20 protein-coding genes are annotated in these 22867 nt (G+C 38.0%); 1 reads left to right on the top strand and 19 read right to left on the bottom strand.

What is annotated here, in order from left to right; genetic code table 11:
* Nucleotides 1–364 precede the first annotated feature (364 nt).
* From MWU32_RS00740 to MWU32_RS00785, 10 genes are all read right to left on the bottom strand, one after another.
* A complete protein-coding gene (locus MWU32_RS00740) occupies nt 365–832 on the bottom strand; it encodes an SRPBCC family protein (protein ID WP_246936813.1) in 468 nt (155 codons plus the stop codon).
* Nucleotides 833–974: 142 nt separating this feature from the next.
* The gene (locus MWU32_RS00745; protein ID WP_246936816.1) at nt 975–1436 is read right to left on the bottom strand and encodes a TspO/MBR family protein; all 462 of its coding nucleotides are present in this window, start codon (nt 1434–1436) and stop codon (nt 975–977) included.
* A 280-nt stretch (nt 1437–1716) separates the two neighbouring features.
* Nucleotides 1717–1941: a hypothetical protein gene (locus MWU32_RS00750; RefSeq protein ID WP_163516486.1), complete on the bottom strand. Its 225-nt coding sequence runs from the start codon at nt 1939–1941 to the stop codon at nt 1717–1719.
* A 4-nt stretch (nt 1942–1945) separates the two neighbouring features.
* On the bottom strand, nt 1946–2599 hold the full coding sequence (gene folE / locus MWU32_RS00755; RefSeq protein ID WP_246936884.1) for a GTP cyclohydrolase I FolE: 654 nt from the start codon (nt 2597–2599) through the stop codon (nt 1946–1948).
* Between the two features lie 130 nt (nt 2600–2729).
* The gene (locus MWU32_RS00760; protein WP_246936819.1) at nt 2730–3164 is read right to left on the bottom strand and encodes a hypothetical protein; all 435 of its coding nucleotides are present in this window, start codon (nt 3162–3164) and stop codon (nt 2730–2732) included.
* Nucleotides 3165–3407: 243 nt separating this feature from the next.
* A complete protein-coding gene (locus MWU32_RS00765; protein WP_246936821.1) occupies nt 3408–4832 on the bottom strand; it encodes an SDR family oxidoreductase in 1425 nt (474 codons plus the stop codon).
* A 168-nt stretch (nt 4833–5000) separates the two neighbouring features.
* Nucleotides 5001–5408, bottom strand: coding sequence for a response regulator (locus MWU32_RS00770; protein ID WP_246936823.1), 408 nt, complete (start codon nt 5406–5408; stop codon nt 5001–5003).
* Entirely contained in the window at nt 5392–9213 is a 3822-nt protein-coding gene (locus MWU32_RS00775; protein WP_246936825.1) for a PAS domain S-box protein, read from the bottom strand. Before MWU32_RS00775 ends, MWU32_RS00770 begins: the two co-directional genes overlap by 17 nt.
* Before the next feature lie 171 nt (nt 9214–9384).
* Nucleotides 9385–10695 (bottom strand): ABC1 kinase family protein, encoded by a 1311-nt coding sequence (locus MWU32_RS00780; protein WP_246936827.1) that lies wholly within the window; start codon nt 10693–10695, stop codon nt 9385–9387.
* Nucleotides 10696–11352 (bottom strand): TetR family transcriptional regulator C-terminal domain-containing protein, encoded by a 657-nt coding sequence (locus tag MWU32_RS00785; protein WP_246936830.1) that lies wholly within the window; start codon nt 11350–11352, stop codon nt 10696–10698.
* A gap of 235 nt (nt 11353–11587) precedes the next feature.
* Here MWU32_RS00785 and MWU32_RS00790 point away from each other — a divergent pair, with 235 nt between their 5' ends.
* Entirely contained in the window at nt 11588–12433 is an 846-nt protein-coding gene (locus tag MWU32_RS00790) for a DUF2911 domain-containing protein (protein WP_246936832.1), read from the top strand.
* Nucleotides 12434–12499: 66 nt separating this feature from the next.
* On the opposite strand, the gene MWU32_RS00795 is transcribed toward MWU32_RS00790, so the two are convergent.
* The 9 genes from MWU32_RS00795 to MWU32_RS00835 form a co-directional block, all read right to left on the bottom strand.
* The gene (locus tag MWU32_RS00795) at nt 12500–13480 is read right to left on the bottom strand and encodes a Gfo/Idh/MocA family protein (RefSeq protein WP_246936834.1); all 981 of its coding nucleotides are present in this window, start codon (nt 13478–13480) and stop codon (nt 12500–12502) included.
* On the bottom strand, nt 13467–15155 hold the full coding sequence (locus MWU32_RS00800) for a sodium:solute symporter (protein WP_246936838.1): 1689 nt from the start codon (nt 15153–15155) through the stop codon (nt 13467–13469). The genes MWU32_RS00795 and MWU32_RS00800 overlap by 14 nt, the downstream gene beginning before the upstream one ends.
* Before the next feature lie 182 nt (nt 15156–15337).
* Entirely contained in the window at nt 15338–17863 is a 2526-nt protein-coding gene (locus MWU32_RS00805; protein ID WP_246936840.1) for a PIG-L family deacetylase, read from the bottom strand.
* A gap of 147 nt (nt 17864–18010) precedes the next feature.
* Complete coding sequence (locus tag MWU32_RS00810; protein ID WP_246936843.1) at nt 18011–18565, bottom strand: mechanosensitive ion channel domain-containing protein; 555 nt, start codon at nt 18563–18565, stop codon at nt 18011–18013.
* 50 nt (nt 18566–18615) lie between these two features.
* Entirely contained in the window at nt 18616–19548 is a 933-nt protein-coding gene (locus MWU32_RS00815; protein ID WP_246936845.1) for a septum formation inhibitor Maf, read from the bottom strand.
* 29 nt (nt 19549–19577) lie between these two features.
* Nucleotides 19578–20171: a Maf-like protein gene (locus MWU32_RS00820; protein ID WP_246936848.1), complete on the bottom strand. Its 594-nt coding sequence runs from the start codon at nt 20169–20171 to the stop codon at nt 19578–19580.
* A gap of 175 nt (nt 20172–20346) precedes the next feature.
* Nucleotides 20347–21270 carry a geranylgeranylglycerol-phosphate geranylgeranyltransferase gene (locus MWU32_RS00825; RefSeq protein WP_262914689.1) on the bottom strand — a complete coding sequence of 308 codons (924 nt, stop codon included), beginning with the start codon at nt 21268–21270 and terminating at the stop codon, nt 20347–20349.
* A 246-nt stretch (nt 21271–21516) separates the two neighbouring features.
* Entirely contained in the window at nt 21517–22047 is a 531-nt protein-coding gene (locus MWU32_RS00830) for a KdsC family phosphatase (RefSeq protein ID WP_246936853.1), read from the bottom strand.
* Nucleotides 22048–22052: 5 nt separating this feature from the next.
* Nucleotides 22053–22844: a Rossmann-like and DUF2520 domain-containing protein gene (locus MWU32_RS00835; RefSeq protein WP_246936856.1), complete on the bottom strand. Its 792-nt coding sequence runs from the start codon at nt 22842–22844 to the stop codon at nt 22053–22055.
* Between the last annotated feature and the right edge of the window lie 23 nt (nt 22845–22867).

Below are 22867 nucleotides of genomic sequence, written 5' to 3' on the forward strand. Positions count from 1 at the left end.
ACCTTCGCTGCGCTACGGACGGGCGAGTTTCGAGTTTCGGGTTTCGAGTTCAAAGTTTAAAGTTTGCCCGATATTTTACTTCATCATTCGTTATTCAAAATTTGATATTCGATGTTCAAAAAATCGATGTTTAAAGTTCCCCGCCTCCACTTCGTTACGGACGGGCAGGTTTCGAGTTTCGGGTTTCGAGTTCAAAGTTTAAAGTTTGCCCGATATTTTACTTCATCATTCGTTATTCAAAATTCGATATTCGATGTTCAAAAATTAAAAATAAAAAATTTCCCGCCTCCACTTCGTTTCGGACGGTCGAGCCCGCCTTCGCTGCGCTACGGACGGGCAGGCCCGCCTCAACGTTGCTTTGTAACTATCCTTTATACACCCCAAAGAGTGTCTCCAATTTTTTTCTTCTAAAATTAAATATTTCGTCCAATTTCGGTTTGACAATAATGGGGTGCGCCATCTGTCCCAAGAGACCAAAGGGTAATTTGTAATCGATGATATCTTCCATTTGAACCCCACCGTCAATCTCTTTAATAAAATGTTTATGATGCCACAGCGCATAAGGTCCAAATCGCTGTTCATCCACAAAATATTCATTTTTGACACTATGGGTGATTTCTGTGACCCATTTGGTTTTAATGCCCAGAACAGGCGTCACGATATATTGGATGATTTGTCCCGCAAACATCGGTCTGTCAGCTCCAGAAAGGATGTTAAAACCCATATACTCCGGGGTTATCGTTTTTAAGTTTCTTGGATCAGAAAGAAAATCCCACGCTTTTTCAATACTAATGGGCAAGTTCTGCTTTTGGTGAAGGGTGTATATTTTCATAGTAATGATACGGAAGAGGAGGTGTGTTTAGGTAATTCTAAATGTTATTTACGTTCCCAGAATTCCAAGAACATTTCGGGAGGACATCATCAAGAGATACAATATGGTCAATAAGCCTGTCCCGTTAAAAGCCAAATCGTCTTTAATTGTTTATTAATATATACAAGTTCAGAGTGGTTGCAATATAAATCCATATAAAATACGGAAAAATAAGTAAGGAATACGTTTTCAACAACCTGAAATAGGTAACTAAAAATGCGGTAATGACGAACGTCAAGGCGATGATGGTGATCAATCCAAAGGCAATTAAATGCTGATTGAAAAAGATGAAGTTCCAGGCCACATTCAAAATAAATTGAAACACAAAAAGAGTGATGACCTTATTGGTGGGATGCTTGAGATAAAGAAAGGCCATGTAAAACGAAAAACAGAGCATGATGAATGTCCACGCTATTCCAAAAAGCCAATTTGGAGGCGTCCATGGCGCTTGTTTCATAGAGGTGTACCAATCGCTTGTGGGACCATTGCCCATAAGCAAGATGCCAAGTCCCAAGGCACCAAAGTTTAGGATCAGAAATACGAAAAGTGGTTTTAAAAACTTCATATCTTACTTTTAATTTTTTCGTTGCTCCTTGATAAAAACTATCCTAAGATTAGGTTCAGGGTTCTGCTGATGAATGGGTGGGTCTATTAAAAAGTAAAAACTCTATCTTAGTTTCGTCCCGTTTTGTGACGATTCTCCTATAGAATATTATAAATAAAAACACTGACTTTTGATCGCAGAATTGAAGAACACGTTATGTTTTAATGTTGGAACTATTGGGTTATTTAAGCCTTTTGCCCAAATAACCCAATACGTTTCCGGTGAATATTTTATGTTCAGCCTAAGCAGTAAGTGGTTTACCTTTCAATCGTTTTTCCACTCTCTGTTTGATGACAGTCAATCGTTTCATAATGTCCATGATCTGTTCATCTTTCTTGCGTTTATAAATCTCATTAAGCCCTAAAATAAGGCTTTTTGCTTTTCTGGAAATTTCTATTCTGTCACTAGTAGAGAGTGATCTTAATTTTTGCTTCTCAAATTCGAGTGCTTCATTAATAATGTCCATAATGTCAATTTTTTAAAAAGTTTTGTAATTCGGCGATTTTTTCCGGTGCGCCAAACTTTCCACCGTAATATGAGGTAATTGTGGTTGAGGATTCATCTTTGATGCCTCGTGAGGAAACACATAAATGTTTTGCGTCAATAATGACCGCAACATCTTCAGTTCCCAAAATATGTTTTAATTCTTCTGCAATCTGATTGGTCAAGCGCTCTTGAACTTGGGGTCGACTTGCATAATATTGAACGATGCGGTTTAATTTTGACAAGCCAATGACTTTTCCTGCAGAAATATAAGCTAAGTGAGCTTTGCCAAAAATGGGTACAAAATGATGTTCGCAGTTAGAGTGGAAGCTGATGTTTTTTTCCACCAACATCTGGTTGTACTGGTAATTGTTGTCAAACAATGTGATCTCTGGTTTGTTGGAGGGATTCAGACCAGCAAAAATCTCATCCACATACATTTTAGCTACCCGATTTGGAGTGCCTTTTAATGAGTCGTTGGTGAGGTCCAATCCTAACACCTCCATGATTTCTTCAAACAAAACAGAGATCCGCTCTTTCTTTTCATGATCAGAAAGCTTAAATGCATCTTTCTTCATAGGAGTTTCCAATCCCGTGTATAAATGATCGTCGCCAACATGTGCGTTGAAATCGTTGATCATCTGGTTGACCTTAAATATTTTTAAATCTTTTTCCGGAATCATGGTGTCTTTTTTAAGTGCTGTCCTTGGGATTTGCTATCCAAAACGAAGCAACATATAGTTTTAAGAATTAAATGGTGAATCAATTGTTTCATTGAAATGACGGGAGGGTATGGTATTGTGACTCATATTTTACTTTCTCGTTCAGAAGTTTGTCGAAAAAAGCTTTGTTTTCCCTGTAATTTGAATTCGGTCTAAAATTGATGAATTTCCCCTCTGCATGAATGCTACATCCATTGCTTCTATGTATGGCCAATTTGTAATACGGAATGACCCAAGTATAAGTGTTTAGGCCTTTATTGATTCTAACGAGTACGCCTACAGGACGCAATTCCAAGTTGGCATAATTGACGTCAGCCACAGTATTGAGATATTGCGTCATATTTGGGCTCGTTTCTTCAATGATCATCCTTTTGGAGCCGATACCTTTCATCATTATGGACTGCCACAAACTAAAAGGTTTGCCGAGCAAGTCATTGATAAGTTCATCGTGTTTTTTATTGGAATATGTGGTGTTCAAAATCATGGCCTAAAGATAGTTAAATTAAATCGGCGTTTACAGTTATGCCCAAAACATTAAACAATAATTAACACATTATTCATTGATTTTAGGAATTATAGATTTTATTAGGAATAAATGATCAGTTTTGAGCTATAATTTACCAATTTTCAATTGTAGCAAAGTTGGTTTTAGACTTTATTTCCACCAGTGAATTTTAGTACCTTAAGGGCTTGCCCTCCCGTGGCACTCGGACGGGCACTGAGGTTCTTAATTTTCAACTAATTTATTGATCATTCCCCTAAAAATAAATCCGTGAAAAGGCAACACGCTATACCAATATAACCTACCTGCCAGTCCGTGAGGTCTAAATGTGGCGGTTTGCTTTAATAGTCCGTCTTCAATCTTGAATTCCAGCCATGCTTCACCAGGAAGTTTCATTTCGGCGTAGAGCAATAGTTTCCGCTCTTTTTTATCGCTGAAAATGACGCGCCAGAAATCCAACGCATCTCCAGCATTTAATTCGGAAGTATGTGTTCTCCCACGTCGTAAGCCAATACCTCCAAATAATTTATCGAGATGGCCTCTGATCTGCCATAAAAAATTCCCATAATACCATCCGGTAGAGCCTCCAATGGACCAGATGCGATTAATAGTGGTGTCCATGTCCAAGACCTTACGTTCCTTATAATCTGTGAAGCAACCATAGGTGGGAACATTGACATATTTATGAAGGCTGTTTTTGAGTCGGCCACTACTGACCAGAGAATCTTTCCAACTGGAAACAATGCTGTTTTGCTCAATCTTTTCAAAAGCCAATTCCACGGCCTCCCGATAATTAATGGGATGCACATCTAACAGCTCATTGATATTACTTTTTTTACCAATAATTTCCACTCCCATACTATCCACTAAGGACGAAGCTAGCTTATACGACGTGGAAGTCACAAAATATAGCCAGTAGGAAGATAGTTTTGGGGTCATGATTGGTACGGTCAGAATGTAGCGTTTCAAATTTCGTATTTCAGCGAAGTTGAGCAACATCTCTTTGTAGGTCATGGTTTCTGGACCAAAGACATCATAGCTTTTGTTATAAAGTTCTTCCTTGCCTTTTGCTCTTGACAAAAATGACAGTATATCTCTGACTGCCAACGGTTGTGTCTTAGTATTTAACCATTTGGGAGCAATCATCACCGGTAATTTTTCAACCAAATCCCGAATGATTTCGAAAGAGGAGCTCCCTGAACCTACAATAATGCCTGCTTTGAATATGGTAAGCGCATATTGTTCGGATGCCAATAAATCTTCCACATTTTTTCGCGATTTCAAATGCTTTGACAGACTTTCTTCATTGGTAATCCCACTTAAATAAATGACCTGTTTGACCCTTGTCGTTTCAAAATAGGTTTTAAAGTTTTTTGCACATGCCGCCTCCAATTTTTCAAAATCGTCGGAGCTGCTTGACATGGAGTGAATTAAATAATAAACAACAGCGATGTCTTTCGGAATGGTCTCAAGAGTTTCCGGTTTTAGGAAGTCGGCTTCAACAAAGGAAATATGCGGCTCTTCAAGAAGATTCTTGTCCACTCTTAGTTTGTCCCTAACGGCACAAACCACTTCGTGGCCTTCATTGAGAAGAATGGGAATGAGTCTTTTTCCAATATAGCCCGTGGAACCTGTAACAAGAATTTTCAAATGAATGTGAATTTTGGGTAAAGATACAATATGTTTAACTAAAAATATTTAATGTTAAACAAAAATAAAGATACGGAAGATCAATATTTTTTAAAGTGAATGGCGTTTCTCTACTTGAAAGGAGGGTTAAAGCGTTGTAAGGCGGACCTAAACGGAATTAAAAAACGATCAATCCTGGTTTTCCAATTCTTCAATGAGTTCCTTGATTTTGGGAATTGAAAATGGCTTTATGATGTATTTATTGACCATTTTATAGGTTTTTGCTTTTTTAATATCCCGATTATCCACAGATGAGCTTACAATGTATATTGGAATGTTATTAGCGATAGGAATTTTGGCCAATTCATCCAGAAATTGCCAGCCGTCCATTACTGGCATATTAAGATCTAATAAAATGGCATCTGGCAAGTTGGTGTTAAGTTGAAGTTTAGGTAATAATTGATCATAGGCGTCTTTTCCATTTTTATAAACCAAAAAATTGAGTGATAACTGTACGTTCTCCATCATTTTCATGGTTCCAAATCTAAAGATCGGGTCGTCGTCTATGATACATATGGTTTTAATTTTTTTCATCATTAAAATATAAAGTGAAGGTGCTACCAATATTAGGTTGGCTTTCAACGTCAATTCGTCCTCCCATGGCCTCAATTTGATTTTTGCTAATAAATAGCCCAATACCTCTGGCATTTTTGTGTTCATGGAAGGTTTTGTACATGCCAAATATCTTTAAACCATTTTTTTCGAGATCGATTCCCAATCCATTATCAGAAATGCTCAGGTAAGTATAACCATTCTTTTTTCCGGCTTTTATCTCGATTTTTAAAAGTCGGTGGGGAGATCTGTATTTTATCGCATTGGTGAGTAGGTTCAGTACAATGCTGTCCAAATAGGACGGAACAGCATAAACCATATAATCTTCTGTAACCTTAACAATCATTTCGCCGTTGATTTGAGTTATAGACGCCTGAACGTTTTCTATCGATTTATCAACCCGTTTTCTTAGATTCTGTGGTTCAAGTGTGTCTTTAATGAGATTGTTAATTTCGACAATCTCGCTTAAATGTTGCACCGTTTCATTCATATTGTCAGAAGCTGACTTAATGTGGGTAAATAGCTCGTTATTGCAGCCTTGATGATTGCTTAATTCAATCAATTCCAATAACATAGAAAGGTTTCCGGTATGCGAACGCAAATTGTGGGATACAATATGAGCGTAATTTTGGAGTCGGTTATTGTGTTCTTTTAAACTTTCGGTCAACAGTCGTTTGTCGGTAATATTGCTGATCTGTAACACTAAATGTGTTGTTTCTCCTTTATCGTTTCTTACCGCTGAAATGGAGAGGATTGCCCAGATCAATTTTCGGTTTTTATGAAAGTAGCGTTTCTCCTGCTGAAAACTTTCGCGCTTTCCACTTAAAACTTCTTCAAGCAATTTGTTGGTGAGATCCATATCCTCCGGATGTGAAATGGCACTTTTCTCAATATTGAGCATTTCCTGCTCTGTATAACCGAAAGTTTCACAAATTACCGGATTGACTTTGATGATTTTACCGTTTAAATCCAAGAGGGCCATCCCAATTGGAGCGTGCCAGAAGGTCTGTCTAAATTCTTCCTCCCTGAGTACAATTTCCAATTCTGCTTTTTTGAAATCGTCAATATCCTGTATCAGTCCATGTAGCATTTTACAAGATCCATTCTCAAAATCGGAAACTCCCAACATCCGCATCCACCGAATGCCCATACTTGTCTTTAACTGAATTTCTAAATCGAAATTAATACCTTTCTCTATGGCATCGTTAATCAAGCTGAGCAAATGTTCTTGGTCTTTATCAAGCACATATTTTTTTATTGAATCGCTAAAAATACGAGGAGTGTCATGGGTCGTGCCGAGCAATCGACCAAGGTTGGAACTCCAATATAAGTTTTTTGTTTCAGGATCTATTTCCCAAGAGCCAATCTTCGCTACCGTATTTGAGCGTTCTAAACTGTCTTTATATTTCTTTAAAAGAATTTGATTCGTCTTTGATTCCGTAATATCAACCACTTGGGCTACCATATGTGTAAATTGGTTGAAGTCATTTTTTACGGCTGAAACCGAGACGTTGGCCCAAATTACATGTCCGTTTTTATGTACGAAACGCAGATCGTCGGTAAAGTTTTCGGTGTCTCCGTTGATCAAATCATCCATTAATTGGATATTTCTATCAAGATCCTCACTCAAAGAAATATCCTTAATGCCAATTTCTAGCATTTCATTCATGCTATAACCGAAAATGTCACAGAGACTTTTGTTGACATTATCGGCCTTACCGTTAAAATTGATGATGGCCATTCCTGCTTTGGCATGACTGAAAGTCGTACGCCATTGCTCTTCTTTAACAGCGATGGCAAGTTGCGCTTTTTTAATATCATTGATATCTTGAATAAGACCATATAATCTTTTGCATTTCCCGTCTACAAACTCTGATATGCCTATCATTCTTATCCATTTTTGCCTTTTACCATCGGCTTTTACCAGAATTTCAAGATCAAAGCTCACCCCTTCTTTTAAGGCCTTGTCAAAGGCGGATTGTAATATTTCTTTCTGAGGTGTGTTGCCCGCGAAAAAATCGATAGATTCAAGAAAATTAGGAACTAAATTATCTCTGGTTTTGATGATTTTACGCAAAGACTTACTCCAGGTTACGGTATAATCATCAACGTTAATTTCCCAAGAACCAATTTTTGCGAGATAATTGGAGCGCTCAAGTAAATCTTGATAATTGATCAAAAGAATTTCATTTTTCTTTCGTTCCGTAATATCTTGAACCTGAACAACAAAATGCGTAATCTTATTTAAGTCATTTTTAACAGATGAAACAGATATATGCGTCCAAATGGTCGAACCATCCTTATGGATATAGCGCTTATCCATTTTAAAGCTCTCTCGGGATTTTTGTACAAGCTCATCGATAAACTCATTGGAAATATCCTTGTCCTCAGGATGTGTGAACTTGTTAAAGTTGTTCTGTAAAAGTTCTTTTTCACTATGTCCAAGACATTCACATAGTACCTTATTGACTCGAGAAATATTTCCATTTAAATCTATAATGGCCATGCCTACAGGGGCGTGTGAAAATGTTTTTCGAAATAACTCTTCTTTTAATGCTAGCTTTTTTGTGGCTATTGTTTTCTTATGGATATTTTGGAAAAAACCAAATAAGCGGGTACATTTTCCATTCTTGTATTCTGATACACCAATGGATCTGGTCCAGATGGCTTTGTTTTTTGAGTTGACGGCCTGTACTTCAATGTCGTAATTCTCTCCCTTTTCAATGGCGTTCTGAACAGCATCTATGACTTTTTGGCGACTTTCACCTGCCTTAAAAAAACCAATAGCATCTTCGAGGTTAGGTTCGTAAGACATTGAAACTCCAAACATCTTCTTAATTTCACCACTCCAATATACTTTATTGGTTTTTAAATCAACTTCCCATACACCAATTTCTGCAGCTTCATTGACACCTTCCAATAGTTCTTTATATTTCTGTATTTGAAGCTCGTTGTTCTTTCTATCGGTGATTTCGTATAGTATGCCTTCTAAACGTTTAGGTTGATGATCTTTAGTGTAATTGATAACTTTTCCTATTGATGTTACCCAAACCCAATGACCTTTCTTGTGCCTTATCCGATATTCGTTGCTAAAACAAGTTGACTTAGACCGTAAATGTTCCTCCAATAATTGATTTGCCTCCAAAACATCATCTGGATGGGTGAGAGCTGTCCATGTATCAATATTAAAATCTTTCATCTCATCAGCCGTATAGCCTAAAATAGTGGCCAAGCTTTGATTACTGTAAGAATCTCCAGTAATTAAATCGCACTCCCAAGTCCCAATGGAACTGTCAGTAAGGATTTCATGAGCCCTTTCTTGCTGATGAATAAATTCTAATTCTGAAGCCCTTTTTTTAGAGATATTTTTAAAAGCGATAAAAATAAATTCCGATGCGTTATCAGTATTTGGTTTGAAATAAATATGACATTGCACCCATAAATTCGCTCCAGACTTATGGATCAATCTTAGCTCCTGATTAATGCCAATTTCGTGTTTGCCGCAGATGGAATGGAGATGTTCTTGAAATTTACTCAGGTCCTTAGGATGCAGAAGGCGGTCCCATAACAGTTGGTGATTGGGTTCATAGCCCAATAATACATTGAAGCTTTCACTTATGGCAAAAATATAAGGATGTGATTTCTGAGAATACCAGACACCGTCATAAAGCGATGAACTGAATAATTCATAGATAGTAGAATCAACAATTGAGAATTGCGCAGTTTGGGGATTTATATTGATCAAATTATCAGTTAATTTGGTAGGTTTCAATGGGGTAAAGATATCCATTATTAACCTGAAAACAATAAAAATATAAAAAATTAACCAAAAAGCATTAATAGTACATTGTCTGGTTAAATGTCAATCAGGTAAAAACATACCTAACCAAATCGACTTCTGGAGCGTCAATTAGCACAATATGTGATGTTAAGATTTTTTAATTGAAAATGGTTTTACACATTATAGGGTCGTAAAATTGGTGATTTTGATGTCTTTAGCCTTGAGGTCGAACATGAGGTTGTAGAGGCCAAAAAACGTTCGGTTCATATAGATAAAATGTTTGGATCCTCGATTGCCGTTCATTTTTCGAAGTTCAGTGTTCTTGGAATACCGTTGTCCCAATTCAGTAATTTTACCGAAGAAATCGGCATCGGAAAAATCAAAGGTTTCCGAGTGGAATGGCTGGGTGAACAAACTTAATAACTCATGGAACATTGTAGTGAAAAACGCAACTTCATCCTCTGAGTCATCTTCCCGCAAAATTTCCAATTGATAGAGTTTAGAAGTGAAAAAAGTTTGGTCTGATATGCTCTCAGGCTTTGCCAACTCAAAATAAGGTTCGTAAAAGTCGTCAGGAATGGTCTTCATACAGCCAAAATCCAACGCCACTAAATCGTGTTCTTTGGAGATTAAGAAATTCCCGGGATGCGGATCGGCATGTACCTTTTTAAGGACATGGATTTGGTACATATAAAAATCCCATAGCGCTTGACCCAGTTTGTTGGCCACTTCCTGATTGGCATTGTGAGCCGTAAATTCCGAAAGATGCTCACCATCCATATAGTCCATGGTGATAATTCTTTCAGAGGATAAATCTTCATAATATTGAGGAAACAATAAATTTGGAATATGCGAACACGCCTCAGCAATTTCCTTACTTTGCTGCATCTCTAGAATATAGTTTGTTTCCTCAATAAGCTTTCCTTCAACTTCTTTAAAATATTTGTCTGAATCCTTGCCCTTAATATTGAACATTTTCATGGCAATAGGCTTTACAAGGGCCAAATCAGACGAAATACTTTCAGCAACTCCAGGGTATTGGATTTTCACAGCAAGTTTCTTCCCGTTTTTTTCTGCCATATGGACTTGGCCGATACTGGCAGCATTTACAGAAGTTGTGTTGAAGGAGTCATAAAGCTCATTGGGCATTTTGCCAAAATAGGTTTTAAAAGTCTTGATTACCAAAGGTGGCGACAATGGCGGCACCGAAAATTGAGCCAAGGAGAATTTCTCTACATAGGCCTGAGGCATGATGCTTTTTTCCATACTCAGCATTTGAGCAACTTTTAGGGCGCTGCCCTTGAGTTGTTTTAAACTGTCGTAAATGTCCTCAGCATTGTTCTCATTTAATTTTAAGCGTGCTTCATCTTCGGTTTTGGTCAATTTATCACCATAGTATTTTAGGTAATTGACGCCAACCTTTGCGCCAGTTGAAACCAATTTTGAAGCTCTTTGGATTTTTGAGGTGGGGATTTTGTCGATTGTTTTCATTTATTTCATTTGCATTTTTTCCTTAAAGAGGAATTTCCCAAGGTCAATCACGCTTTTCAACGGAGTAATATTCAGAATGTCAAAACTGGTGTTGACCGATTTTTCAATGAAAACATCTGTTTTCTCAAAGGAAGTGGAGGTGTCGTCCATCCAGAACTTCATGGTCAACAACAGCTGTATCCATGCCGACTCTTGCAAGGCTCGACGTTGTATTTTATCTATGCGTTCTTCTTTCAGATCTAAGGTTTCAATGTCTAAACTTTCAATATAATTTGTAAAGCCTGTTTTCAATTCGGTCAAAACCGATAGGTTTTTTAAAGCATTTTTATGTTGTTGCAAGGCAAATAACACATAGCTTCTGTTGGCCGTTAAATTCTCAAAAAAGGTAAAGTAAAAGCTTAACAATTTATTGCGTGCATCAAACAGTTGATAGTCGTCACTCTTGTTCAACAGCTTCAAGGTATCCTCAAAAAGAACTCTGAAAATGCGCTTTTCGATAGCTTCAAAGGTTCCAAAATGTTCGTAAAACTTAGATTCTTCAAAGTTGTTGGTCTTAGCGAACATATAAACTGATTTTGGTGGGGCGCCGTGTTCTAAAACATAATCCATATAAAAAGAAATGATGTTTTGAGCTGATATGTTTTTCTTTTTTGCCATGATGGTAATTTTGATGTAAAGATACAATATGTTTAATCTTTAATGTATTCTATTAAACAAAATTTAACAAGGGTTTATGATTAATACATGTTGACTTACATATTGATTTAACGGGGTGCCTTCCAATAATTTACCTTTAGCCCAGATTTTAATTTAAGATTTCGTTAACAATTGAGGGTTTTAAAAACTGTAATTTTACCTTTTGAATAAAAAAATCAACTAAAAATAAAATATTATGAAAAAAATTATGCTGTTTCTTGGTGTTATAGGAATGACTTTTTCCGTAAACGCCCAAATTCAAACGCCACAGCCAAGCCCGTTTTCTAAAGTCGAGCAAATGGTTGGATTGACAGAGGTGTCTTTGGAATATTCACGTCCAAATATGAGAGGACGCACTATTTTTGGTGATTTGGTGCCTTACGGACGAGTATGGCGTTTGGGTGCCAACGCGAATACTAAAATTTCGTTTAGCACAAACGTTACCGTCGGAGGAAAGGAGTTAAAAGCCGGAACCTATGCACTATTTGCCATCCCTAATGAAAATAATTGGGATATTGTATTTTATTCGAGTGCTGAAAATTGGGGTGCACCTCAAGAATTGGATGAATCTAAGATTGCGGCAAAGGTAAAAGCAGAAACTTATAAATTGCCGATGGATATTGAAACCTTCACCATGAGTTTTGACGACCTGTCAAGTACGGGTGCGACTCTTGGGATGATGTGGGCCAATGTTTATGCCGGTGTAAAATTTGATGTGCCAACCGATAAGATTGTGGCAGCATCTATTGATAAAGTGATGAACGGTCCTGGGGCTGGCGATTATTATGCTGCTGCTGTTTACTACTATCAAGAAGACAAGGATATTAACCAGGCCAAAACATGGATGGACAAAGCAATGTCCATGATTCCAAATCCAGCCTTTTATCAATTGAGACAACAGTCTTTAATTTATGCAAAGGCAGGTGACAAAAAAGGAGCGATTGAACTTGCCAAAAAATCCTTGAAGGCCTCAGAAGAAGCTGGTAACCTTGACTATATTAAAATGAATAAGGATTCATTGAAAGAATGGGGAGCTAAATAAATATTTGCCAAAATATTTTGTAAAAAAACAAAGTAGCCCCACAAGATTTTGTGGGGCTACTTGTTTTTAATCGTATTTAAGATTGATAAGATGTCTTATATCATCCAAAATGAACATCAAATCCCTGCTGAAATCGTGGGTCATGATTGGGCTTTCTGTTTTGTTGTTTCGTAACAGCTCATTAAAATGTTCCGTTTCATAATTGTAACCAAGGGTGCGACAGTCGAAATCATGAGTGGTCTGTTTACCGTTGTGGGTGATGGTTACTGTTGAAGGACGATGAAATTGTCCATTGATTTTAATGATGCCCTTTTCACAATAAAAGATGGCTTCTGTTGGTGTTTTTTCTAAAAAAGAACTCTTTAAAAAAGCTTTTACGCCGTTGTAATAATTAAAGATGATCTTACAGGACGCATCTACACCATTATCAAAAAATCGTGCTTTCGCTTCCACGTCAACGGGTCTGCCCAAGGTGGATAAGGCGGCAAAAATAGGGTAGATGCCAATATCCAATAAACTGCCACCGCCTAGCGATTTATTAAAAACGCGAGAATGCATATCCATTTTAGGTTGAAATCCAAAGTCGGCTTCCAGTTTTGTAACGGCACCATATCTGTCAGTAGCCAATTCCTTTAAAACAAACTGGTAATGCGGTAGAAAATAGGTCCATAGGGCTTCCATCAATAACACGTTATTGGTTTTGGCCGCAACGATCATCTCTTGGACTTCCTGAAGATTCATGGCCAAGGGTTTTTCGCATAACACGGCTTTTTTATGATTCAAGCATAAAATGGTGTATTCTTTATGAAAATTATGTGGTGTTGCAATATACACGGCGTCGATATTGGGATCGGCTGCCAGGCTTTCATAATCGCCATAGGCCTTAGTGGCATTGTGTAGTTTTGCAAATGAATTGGCCTTTTCCTGTTGTCTGGAGGCCACTGCGTAAAGCTCGCTATGCTGAACTGTTTGGAGGTCTGTTGCGAATTTATTCGCAATCTTACCAAGTCCGATAATGCCCCAACGTATGGTTTTAGGCGTTTTCATTTTGTGGTGAATTAATGGTTTGAAGTATAAAAGCGATTCCAATGACCAGGGCACATCCAAATAAATTGAGCCATAAATATGGCATCCAATCATACCACCAACCCGTAATTACAATGGCTTGTGTAATTAAAGCGGCTACAAATACGGCATTGCCTTTTACATATTTGAAAAAGAATGCCAAAAGGAAAATCCCCAATACGTTACCGTAAAAAATGGAGCCTATAATATTGACCAATTGAATTAGATTGTCAGCTAAATAAGCTACACTGGCAATCAATATAGCCAAACTTCCCCAACCAAAGGTAAACCACTTTGATATTTTTAAATAGTGGTTTTCATCTTTGTCCTTTACGAAACTTCGTTTGTAGAGATCCATCGTGGTGGTTGATGCCAAGGCATTGAGTTCGCTGGCCGTACTGGACATGGCTGCACTCAATATAACTGCCAATAACAAACCGATTAAACCTCGCGGTAGATTGTTTAAAATAAAATGGATAAATACATAATCTTTGTCATTGGTTTCAACCGAAAGTGTCCGTTCTTTATTCGCTTTGTCAATCAATTCTTTGGCGGCCTCTCTGTTTGCTCTATCATCTAAATTATAGGAAGCAATCTGTTGGGCAATGACTTCGCTTTTGGTATCGGTATAAGCGGTCATAAGATCCTTTTTCTTGGTGAAAATTTCGTCTTGTTCGCTTTGCAATTGGGTGTATTCTTCAGCATATGAGGAATTCATAACGGTCTCCGTAGCGGCGGGATTAAAATTAATAGGAGAGGTGTTGAATTGATAGAATACGAAAACCATGACACCAACCAATAGGATAAAAAATTGCATCGGTACTTTTAACAATCCATTGAAAATCAATCCCATTTGCATTTCTTTTACCGATTTACCTGAAAGATAGCGTTGCACCTGACTTTGATCCGTTCCAAAATAGGAAAGGGCCAGAAACGTTCCGCCAATGAGGCCGCTCCAAAAAGTATAGCGATTGTTGAAATCGAATGAAAAATCAAGGATGTCCATTTTCCCACTGGCACTGGCAATCTCCAATGCATTCGTAAATGTGATATTTTCAGGAAGGTAACTCACAATGAGAAAGAAAGCGATAAACATACCTGTAAAAATTACGGCCATTTGTTGTTTTTGAGTGATACTCACTGCTTTAGTTCCACCAGAAACTGTATAGATAATAACTAAAATTCCGATGATGATGATAAGTATATTCAAGTTCCAACCTAAGACAGCGGATAGAATAATGGCAGGTGCATAAATGGTGATGCCAGCGGCCAATCCGCGTTGGATCAAAAACAGGATGGCAGTGAGACTTCTGGTTTTGAGATCAAACCGATTTTCTAAAAACTCATAGGCCGTATAGACCTTGAGTCGATAATACAATGGAATAAACACCAAACAGATGATGATCATGGCAATGGGCAATCCAAAATAGAATTGTACAAAGCCCATTCCATCATGAAACGCCTGACCGGGCGTGGAGAGAAATGTGATAGCACTAGCTTGGGTTGCCATTACACTCAAGCCAATGGTCCACCATTTGGCCTCGTTACCACCCTTTATATAATCCTGAACATTTTTGCTGCCCCTAGTTTTCCAAGTGCCATAGGCCACGATGAATACCAGCGTTCCAATAAGTACAATCCAATCTAATGTCTGCATCTTAGAAGGATTTCATGATAAAATAGAATAATACAATATAAATGGCGTTGGCGATCAGCACTAAAGTGTATGATTTTTTCCAGCGCTCTTTTGGTGGTTGTGTCTGCATAGTTCTTATTTTTAAAAATCCTTTCTGTCTTGACGTCTTGGGTTCAAAATTGGGGAGATTTGCTATGTAAGCATTAATTTTTCAATTGTTGACTTGTTTTAAGGCTCTCTTTCCCCACAGAAAGCATATTGGCAAATAACCGGTAAGCGCCGGCTACGCCTTCAGGAAATTCCCTAAAAAAGCTCAGACCGGTATAAATATAGTGGCCTTTTCCGTATTTGGCCACTAATAAACTGCCCTCTTTTGGGGATTCATTTTTGTCGTGCATCGATAAAACTGGGGTAAATTCCTTCGACCATTGATTCGGAAAATAGAGACCTCGTTCCTGCACCCAACCTTCAAAATCCTTAGTGGTGATCTTGTTGGGATAGTTGAGCAGTTCGTTGGTTGTATTTAGTAATACGACCTCCGAGTTTTCATCGGTCACGCGATCTCTTGACAATTTTAACGGATATGGTGCCAATTGATCAACAACAAGACCGCCATTGGTATTGTACTGGACAATTAAATTACCACCTTGTTCTACAAAATCAAATAACTGTTGTTGTTTGAACTTTAGGGCATCCACAGTATTGTAAGCTCTGATTCCGACGACGATCGCATCAAAACGGCTCAGGGTTTCGGCATTGATATCGTCTGGCTTGATGATGGCCACATTATAGCCAATTTGTCGCAGGCTTTCCGGAACAACATCTCCAGCTCCTTCAATATAGCCTATGTTTTCTCCTTTTTTCTTGATGTCCAATCGGACCACTTTACTAGCATTTGGCAATAGTACCATTTGAAACGGAATATGATCATAGTTGATTTCTACCAATTTTTTATTGAAAACTTCATCGCCAACGTGAACCATTGGCGTCAATAGGCCTTCACTTTGATTTTTTGGAGGAATGACGGTAAAAATTAAGCTTTGTTCTTCGCCTTTATTTGTGATGGTGATATTTTGCTTTTCTGGATACACCTGCCAACCTTGAGGATGTGCTAATTGCACATAGCCTTCTATAGTATTCCGATTGGCCTTTACAATAACCTGAATGTCCTTTTGTTGGTCATCGGCAAAAATGATAACGGGCTCTGCAATGTGGGCGGCAACTACTGGGACAATTTCAAAAGGCTTATATACCTCACCTTTGACAGGGTCGTTGGTTTTATAAACAATCGGTTTGGTGTACGATAATGGTTCGCCTGCAATGGACACATGGAAAGTGGCGGTACTTTCTTTTGGCGTTTTAGGCAAGCCAATCAAGCTTTGATCGTCAACTTTATACATGCCCAAAGTGCCTTTGGTTTCCAACCAATATGGGGTGGAATAGGAGGTCGTTGAAGGAATGTTTATTTGTGATTCAAAACGATGGGAATGATTAAATTTTAAATCTGTGTTTTTTTCAATCGTTGTGCCGTCAGATAAACTTATGGCATTTAATCTCATGTTTTGGGGGCTGCGGTTGATGGCCTCCAATTCCAATGTCACTTTGCTATTTGGAGTAGCCAGATTGGACTCTGCCACAGCTTCCAAAAACAAGCCAGCGCAGGCAGCAATGACATTTTTAAGATCTTCGGACTTCAGGGTTTTCCAATGGGAGTTTTCAAGTTTTTGAACCAACTTATAGGCCTCCACCAATTTAGGAATAGATGCTGACGGATTTTTGAAGTCGTAATTGTCCTGTACCTCTTTCAACACTTCTCCAATGCGTTGACCATTTTTGACTCGGTTCCAACTGGTATCAATACCTTCGAAAATATTGTTTATATCTTTTGGAGCATCCCCTTTTATGAGTTCCAAATATTCGAAATCACTCCCCCGAGTTCCTGTGTTCCCAAAACCTTGCGATTTATGTGCACTTCTGCTCAGTGCCGCAATTTCAGGGTTTGATAAGCCGAGAGCAGGATAGAAATCGCCTACTTCCACGGCATATTGATTCGTTTTATCGGCAGCATCAAATTTTTCTTTACTACCATAAAACCACCAAGACGTATTGAAAAATTCACGTTTGGCTTGCCAGACGTCAACTGATTTCAATTGATTAGGGAATTTTGATTTGTCAGCCGCATAATCAAACGCTTTGAGGCTCAATAGGGCTGAACTTGTATGGTGACCATGGGTTGTTCCAGGGCTTCTATGGTCAAATCGATTGATGATTATGTCTGGTTGGAAATTGCGGATGGCCCATACGACATCGCTCAACACTTCGTTTTCATTCCAAATAGCCAAGGTCTCATCAGGATGTTTGGAGTAGCCAAAGTCATCAGCTCTTGTAAACAATTGCTCACCACCATCAATTCGGCGTGCGGCCAACAATTCTTGGGTTCTGATCACTCCCAAAAGTTCTTTAAGTTCCGGTCCAATGAGATTTTGTCCACCATCGCCACGGGTTAGGGAAAGGTACGCTGTTCTTGATTTTACACCATTGGCCATATGTGAAATGAGTCGCGTGTTTTCATCATCAGGGTGTGCTGCAACATAAAGCACAGATCCAAGAAAACTGAGTTTTTCTATGGCTTGGTAAATCTCTGAACTTGTAGGCTTGGTAGGATGTTGTGCTTGAGTAGGAAAACAGTAAAATAAGACAATTAAAAGGAAAAAATAGGGTTTGAACATGTTTTGGACTTTAGCGTATGCCTCAAATATAAAAAAGAAGCGCCGTAATTTCCGATTTTAGTTTTTATTTAACTCAAAATCTGAACGATTCAATTTTTTTTGAAAGGGCGTAAGAAAAAATAAAATAAGATTAATGGAGAATGGGTCCTATTTATCGGCTTTTATTAAGTCGTTATTATCGTCAAGCACATCGTAAATGGCGTCCTTTTTAATTAAAGTCACTGGTTTTTGAAGCATTAGGTTGTTTGGATAAGTGATTAAATCGCCATTTTCAATTCGCAAATGCAATTGAAAGGCTCTAATGTCCTCAATAATTCCTTCCAAAGGGAAATCGTGATCGTGTATTTTTATTTTATCACCTACTTTATAAGGAAACGAAAGGAACATGATAATTCCCGAAGTGATATTGCTCAGAATTGACCAGATAGCGAAAAGACCAATACCAATTACGGCAAATACAGAAGAAAAAAGCACCACCAAATCATTGGCTTGCGTTCCAAAAATAAAAGGAACAATTAAGAGAGCGAGCATAAACAGTGCGACGCTCACGTAACGTTGCATTAACTGGGTTCGTGCTATATTAATACCGTTTTTTCTCGATATTTTACCAATTAGCGCATTGACAAAATACCTGGTAACCAATAAAATTAGTAGCACAATGCCTGTATAAATGAACTCTCGCTGATAGGTTTGAAAAAACATAAATTTATGATATAAAATTATTTGCAAAGATACACAGAAAAGCTATAGCTCTATTTTAAACCGAGGCTTTCTCTCAATGGGAGATCGTTATTTGTGGTCCTGTTCCAATAGTCCGATTTTATCGTTTTTAATTTAGTCGCTTTGGTGGTCAAGGGCTTGGCTTTATCACCAGATCCACTTATAAAGGTCTCTTCCCAAGATGTAATGTCAAAAGGAAATTGCGGGTTGAATTGGATGCTGAGACTTCGGTTTAGATCTGGATAAGTAATGGTGTAGTTGCCTGATGTCAATTCTGCGGAAGCCGGATAAGCTCTAATAGGGATGTGTCGGAGGCGTAAAAACTCCAAAGACGGAACAACTTCCAAATTGCCAATAGGCAAGCTTTCGGGATGGATACGCAATTGTGTCCATAATTCGTTTTCGAGAATGGCTTTGCCCATACTAAAGTCTTCATCAGCTTCACCCTCAAAATAAGAATGGGAGACCACTTCAAACTCTGAACGGTTATTGAGTTGGGTATAGACATGCCCACACCACTCTTGTACAGAGCATGATACCTTTAATGCGTGTTGATTGTTTGCCATCGGATAAAAAACGCTTTGCATGATGCTATAAGGATAAATACCAGTATTAAATTTTTTTGTGGCATTTAATTTTAGGACAGAAATATTTGTGGGGGATGATTGGTCTGCTTTTACTTGCTCTTCCTCTAAAAATGGTTCGGTAACAAAAACCAATACAGCAGTGCCTTCCCGGATTTCACCATAGCGACCTTGTTCTAAAGTATAGGAGGTAATTTCGGCCTCATTGGCAAACCAATAGGCTTTGAATTCGTCTGTTAATGGTTGGGCTGTTTTCAGCGTTTCTTCTGTAGAAAAGGATTCTATATCTTTTTCCTTTTGAATTTCCTGCGTTTCTTCCTTGCATGAAAACAGTGTTAGGAATATAAAAGTAATACCAAATAGTGGGAGTGATAGTTTCATATAAAATCGTTTTGACTAAAAATACAATGTTAAATCTTTTGGACCATCTCATTTAACGTTTCATAAACAAGATGTGTTGGAAGGCCCATCACATTAAAATAAGAACCTTCTATTCTGGTGACTCCAATCTGACCGATCCATTCTTGAATACCATAAGCGCCCGCTTTATCAAAAGGTTTGCAGGTTTTGATATAATAGTCGATTTCTTCATCAGTGAAACGTTTAAAGGTCACTTTTGTCACTGCATTTACTGTTTTCTCGAAGGAAGCCGTGGTGAAACAAACCGAGGTAATGACCTCATGGGTGACATTGCTCAATGATTTGATGATCTCAAAAGCTTCATCAGCGTTTCTTGGTTTGCCCAGGGCTTTATTCTTGAGCCACACAATCGTATCACTGGTGATGAGGATATCGTTTGGTTTTAGATCTTTTTTAAAGGGCAAAGCTTTTAATTGCGCTAGATAATCACTGATTTCGAAATGGGTCAGTCGCTGTGGATATTCCTCAAGGACAGGTTTTAAACGGATCTCAAAATCCAATCCCAGATCCTTAAAAAACTGTTGCCGCCTTGGCGAAGCAGAGGCTAAGATGATGTTGTAATCTTTTAGCTTTTCGGTGAGCATTTTTTTAGTCTTCAGTCTTTAGTGTTCAGTGAGCCGTAGGCAGTGTTCCCGCCTTCGCAATTCTTCGGACGGGCAGGCAGTGTTCAGTCTGCAGTTTCTTATAGCTTCCAGCTTCCTTCTTCACACCTCTCCGAGCCTTCTCGCCTCTGTGAGAGATTAATTCCAGGAAAGTCACCTACTTTAAAACAATCGGATAAAGCAGTAAGGACAGCATCCCAAATAGCATGACTAATTTAAGCATATTGCTAATATGATGAAAGTGCTTTTTTGATTTTGCTTGATATGTTTTACCCGCGATATAAATTAATGGCACGACAATCAATACAAGAAAATACCCTATAAGCAATTTAGATTTTAGAAGATAAGTCGCAACATAGTACACGGAACCAAATAGGGGCAATAGTGATACTCCAAATGCTATTTTTGAAGCTCTATCACGTCCGATGGCTATGGGCAAGGTGTTCATTCCAGATTTATAATCGCCGTCTATATCCTCAAGGTCCTTGATCATTTCACGCACAAGGTTAATTAGAAAGGCAAATAGGGCATAATCAAAAAGGATCATAAAAAAGGTCAATTGCGTGGGTTGATTTTGATCTGTAATCGCTGGCATTAATTCAAAAACACCAACAATCAGAATACTCAATCCCACCAAGATCGAGATCACGATATTTCCCAATAAAACCATCTGTTTTAAATAGGATGCATAAATATAAAGCATTGCTGAGATGATAACAAAAATGGCAAAAAAGCCACTTCTCCCTACCAAATGCGAGAGGTAAAATCCAATAAGAACACCAATCACATTGAGAATGATAAATAAGGAATAGGCTGTTTTTTCAGAAATCTTTTTACCGATAATCACTTTAGTTGGCCTATTGACCAAATCGGTTTCAACATCATAAATATCGTTGATAATATTTCCTGCAGCCGCAATACATAGTGTAGATAGTACTAAAAGCCCAAACCCAAAGCCATTGAGCGTAATGGTTAGTTCTGTGGTTTCCGAGAAAGGTTGTAATAAGGCATATTTAATGAGCAATTGTACAAAAGCAATCATCAATAGGTTTTTCCAGCGGATTAAATTTAGAATATTCAATTGGTTGGTAGTGTTAGTTCAAAATTTAAGGTTCAGAGTTCAGAGTTCAAAATTCAAGAGTTTAAAGTTTCAAGTGTCAAGTTTTTTAATTCATATTTTATGTTTTTTCGAGCAGATTTTTGCAGACTTTCGTTTTTTAATTGCTTAATATCAAGCGTATTAAGCTTGTAATTAAATCCCTAATCCCTAATCCCTAATCCCTCATCACTTGGTCTTTCAACTTCACGCTCCGTGCTTCAAGCTTTATCAATCATATTTCGCATCAAAATTTCCGTTCCATTTTTTCTGTACTTTTAATACCTGCTCAATTACATCCCTCACGCAACCTTTTCCCCCATTTTTATGGGAGATGTATTTTGAAATGGCCTTGATTTCTGGCACTGCATCTTGTGGACAGGTGGGCAATCCAACGAGTTTCATAACGGGATAATCAGGAATGTCATCACCCATATAGAGCACGTTTTCAAGTTTGATATTGTTTTTTTTCATATAGTCATTCAATTGGTCGATTTTATTATGGGCACTCAAATAGATATCGGTAATTCCCAGACCATTTAAACGCTTACGAACGCCTTCATTACTGCCTCCAGAAATGACGCAAAGATTATATCCAGCGTCTATTGCTGTCTTCATAGCAAACCCATCTTTGACGTGCATGGTTCGCAGCATGTCGCCATTGGTGGTCAATAAAATAGTGCCATCGGTCAACACCCCATCCACATCAAGAACAAAAGTCGTGATGTGCTCGAGGTATTCTTTATAACTTTTTTCTTCCATGTACTTTATTTTTTTTTCGAACGGGTCCTTGCATCTGTCAAAACGCCATGTGTCTGTTGGATACTTTCGGTCAAGAGTTCATAAATAGCTTTGTGATGCTCTTTTTTCAACAAATCTATATGTTTTTTTATGGTTTTTTTGTCTTTGCGTTTTGCAGGACCAGTCTGTGCCATATAAGGTGACAAGTTTTGGACTTTTTTTGCAGTTTCTAAAATTAAAGGCTTTAAAATATCAAATTCTACTCCTTCTGCTTCAGTAATTTCATGTGCCACCCGGTAGAGTTGATTTGTAAAGTTATTGACAAACACCGCCGCCAAATGTAAGGCTTTACGTTGATTGGTACTCACTCTATGGTATGGACTTCCTATGGCATTTGACAAGGCTTTTAAGATTGAAAGGTCAGATTTATCTATAGCTTCAATACAAATGGGCACATCAGCAAAATCCAAGGTGGCATTTTTACTGAATGTTTGTAAGGGATAAAACACGCCACGCCGGTTTTTTTTGTCGAGGTCGTGAATATTGACCGTGCCAGAAGTATGGACCACCAACCTGTTTTCAAATTGAAATTGTGATGATAAATTGGCAATCGCATCATCGCTGACGGCAATAATATAAAGATCAGCTTCTTTTAATTGCGTTAAATCGTCGGTAATTTCAACCCTGTTCTTGTAAGATTTCAAACTGCTGATATTTCTGTTAAACCATTGGATGACAGAAACAGAATCTGAATTGTTTAAAGCGTTGAATAAATGTGTTGCGACATTGCCTGCCCCAAGAATAACCACTGAAATCATGCTGCTAAATTAATGAAGAAATA

The organism is Gelidibacter sp. F63206, from assembly GCF_023015735.1.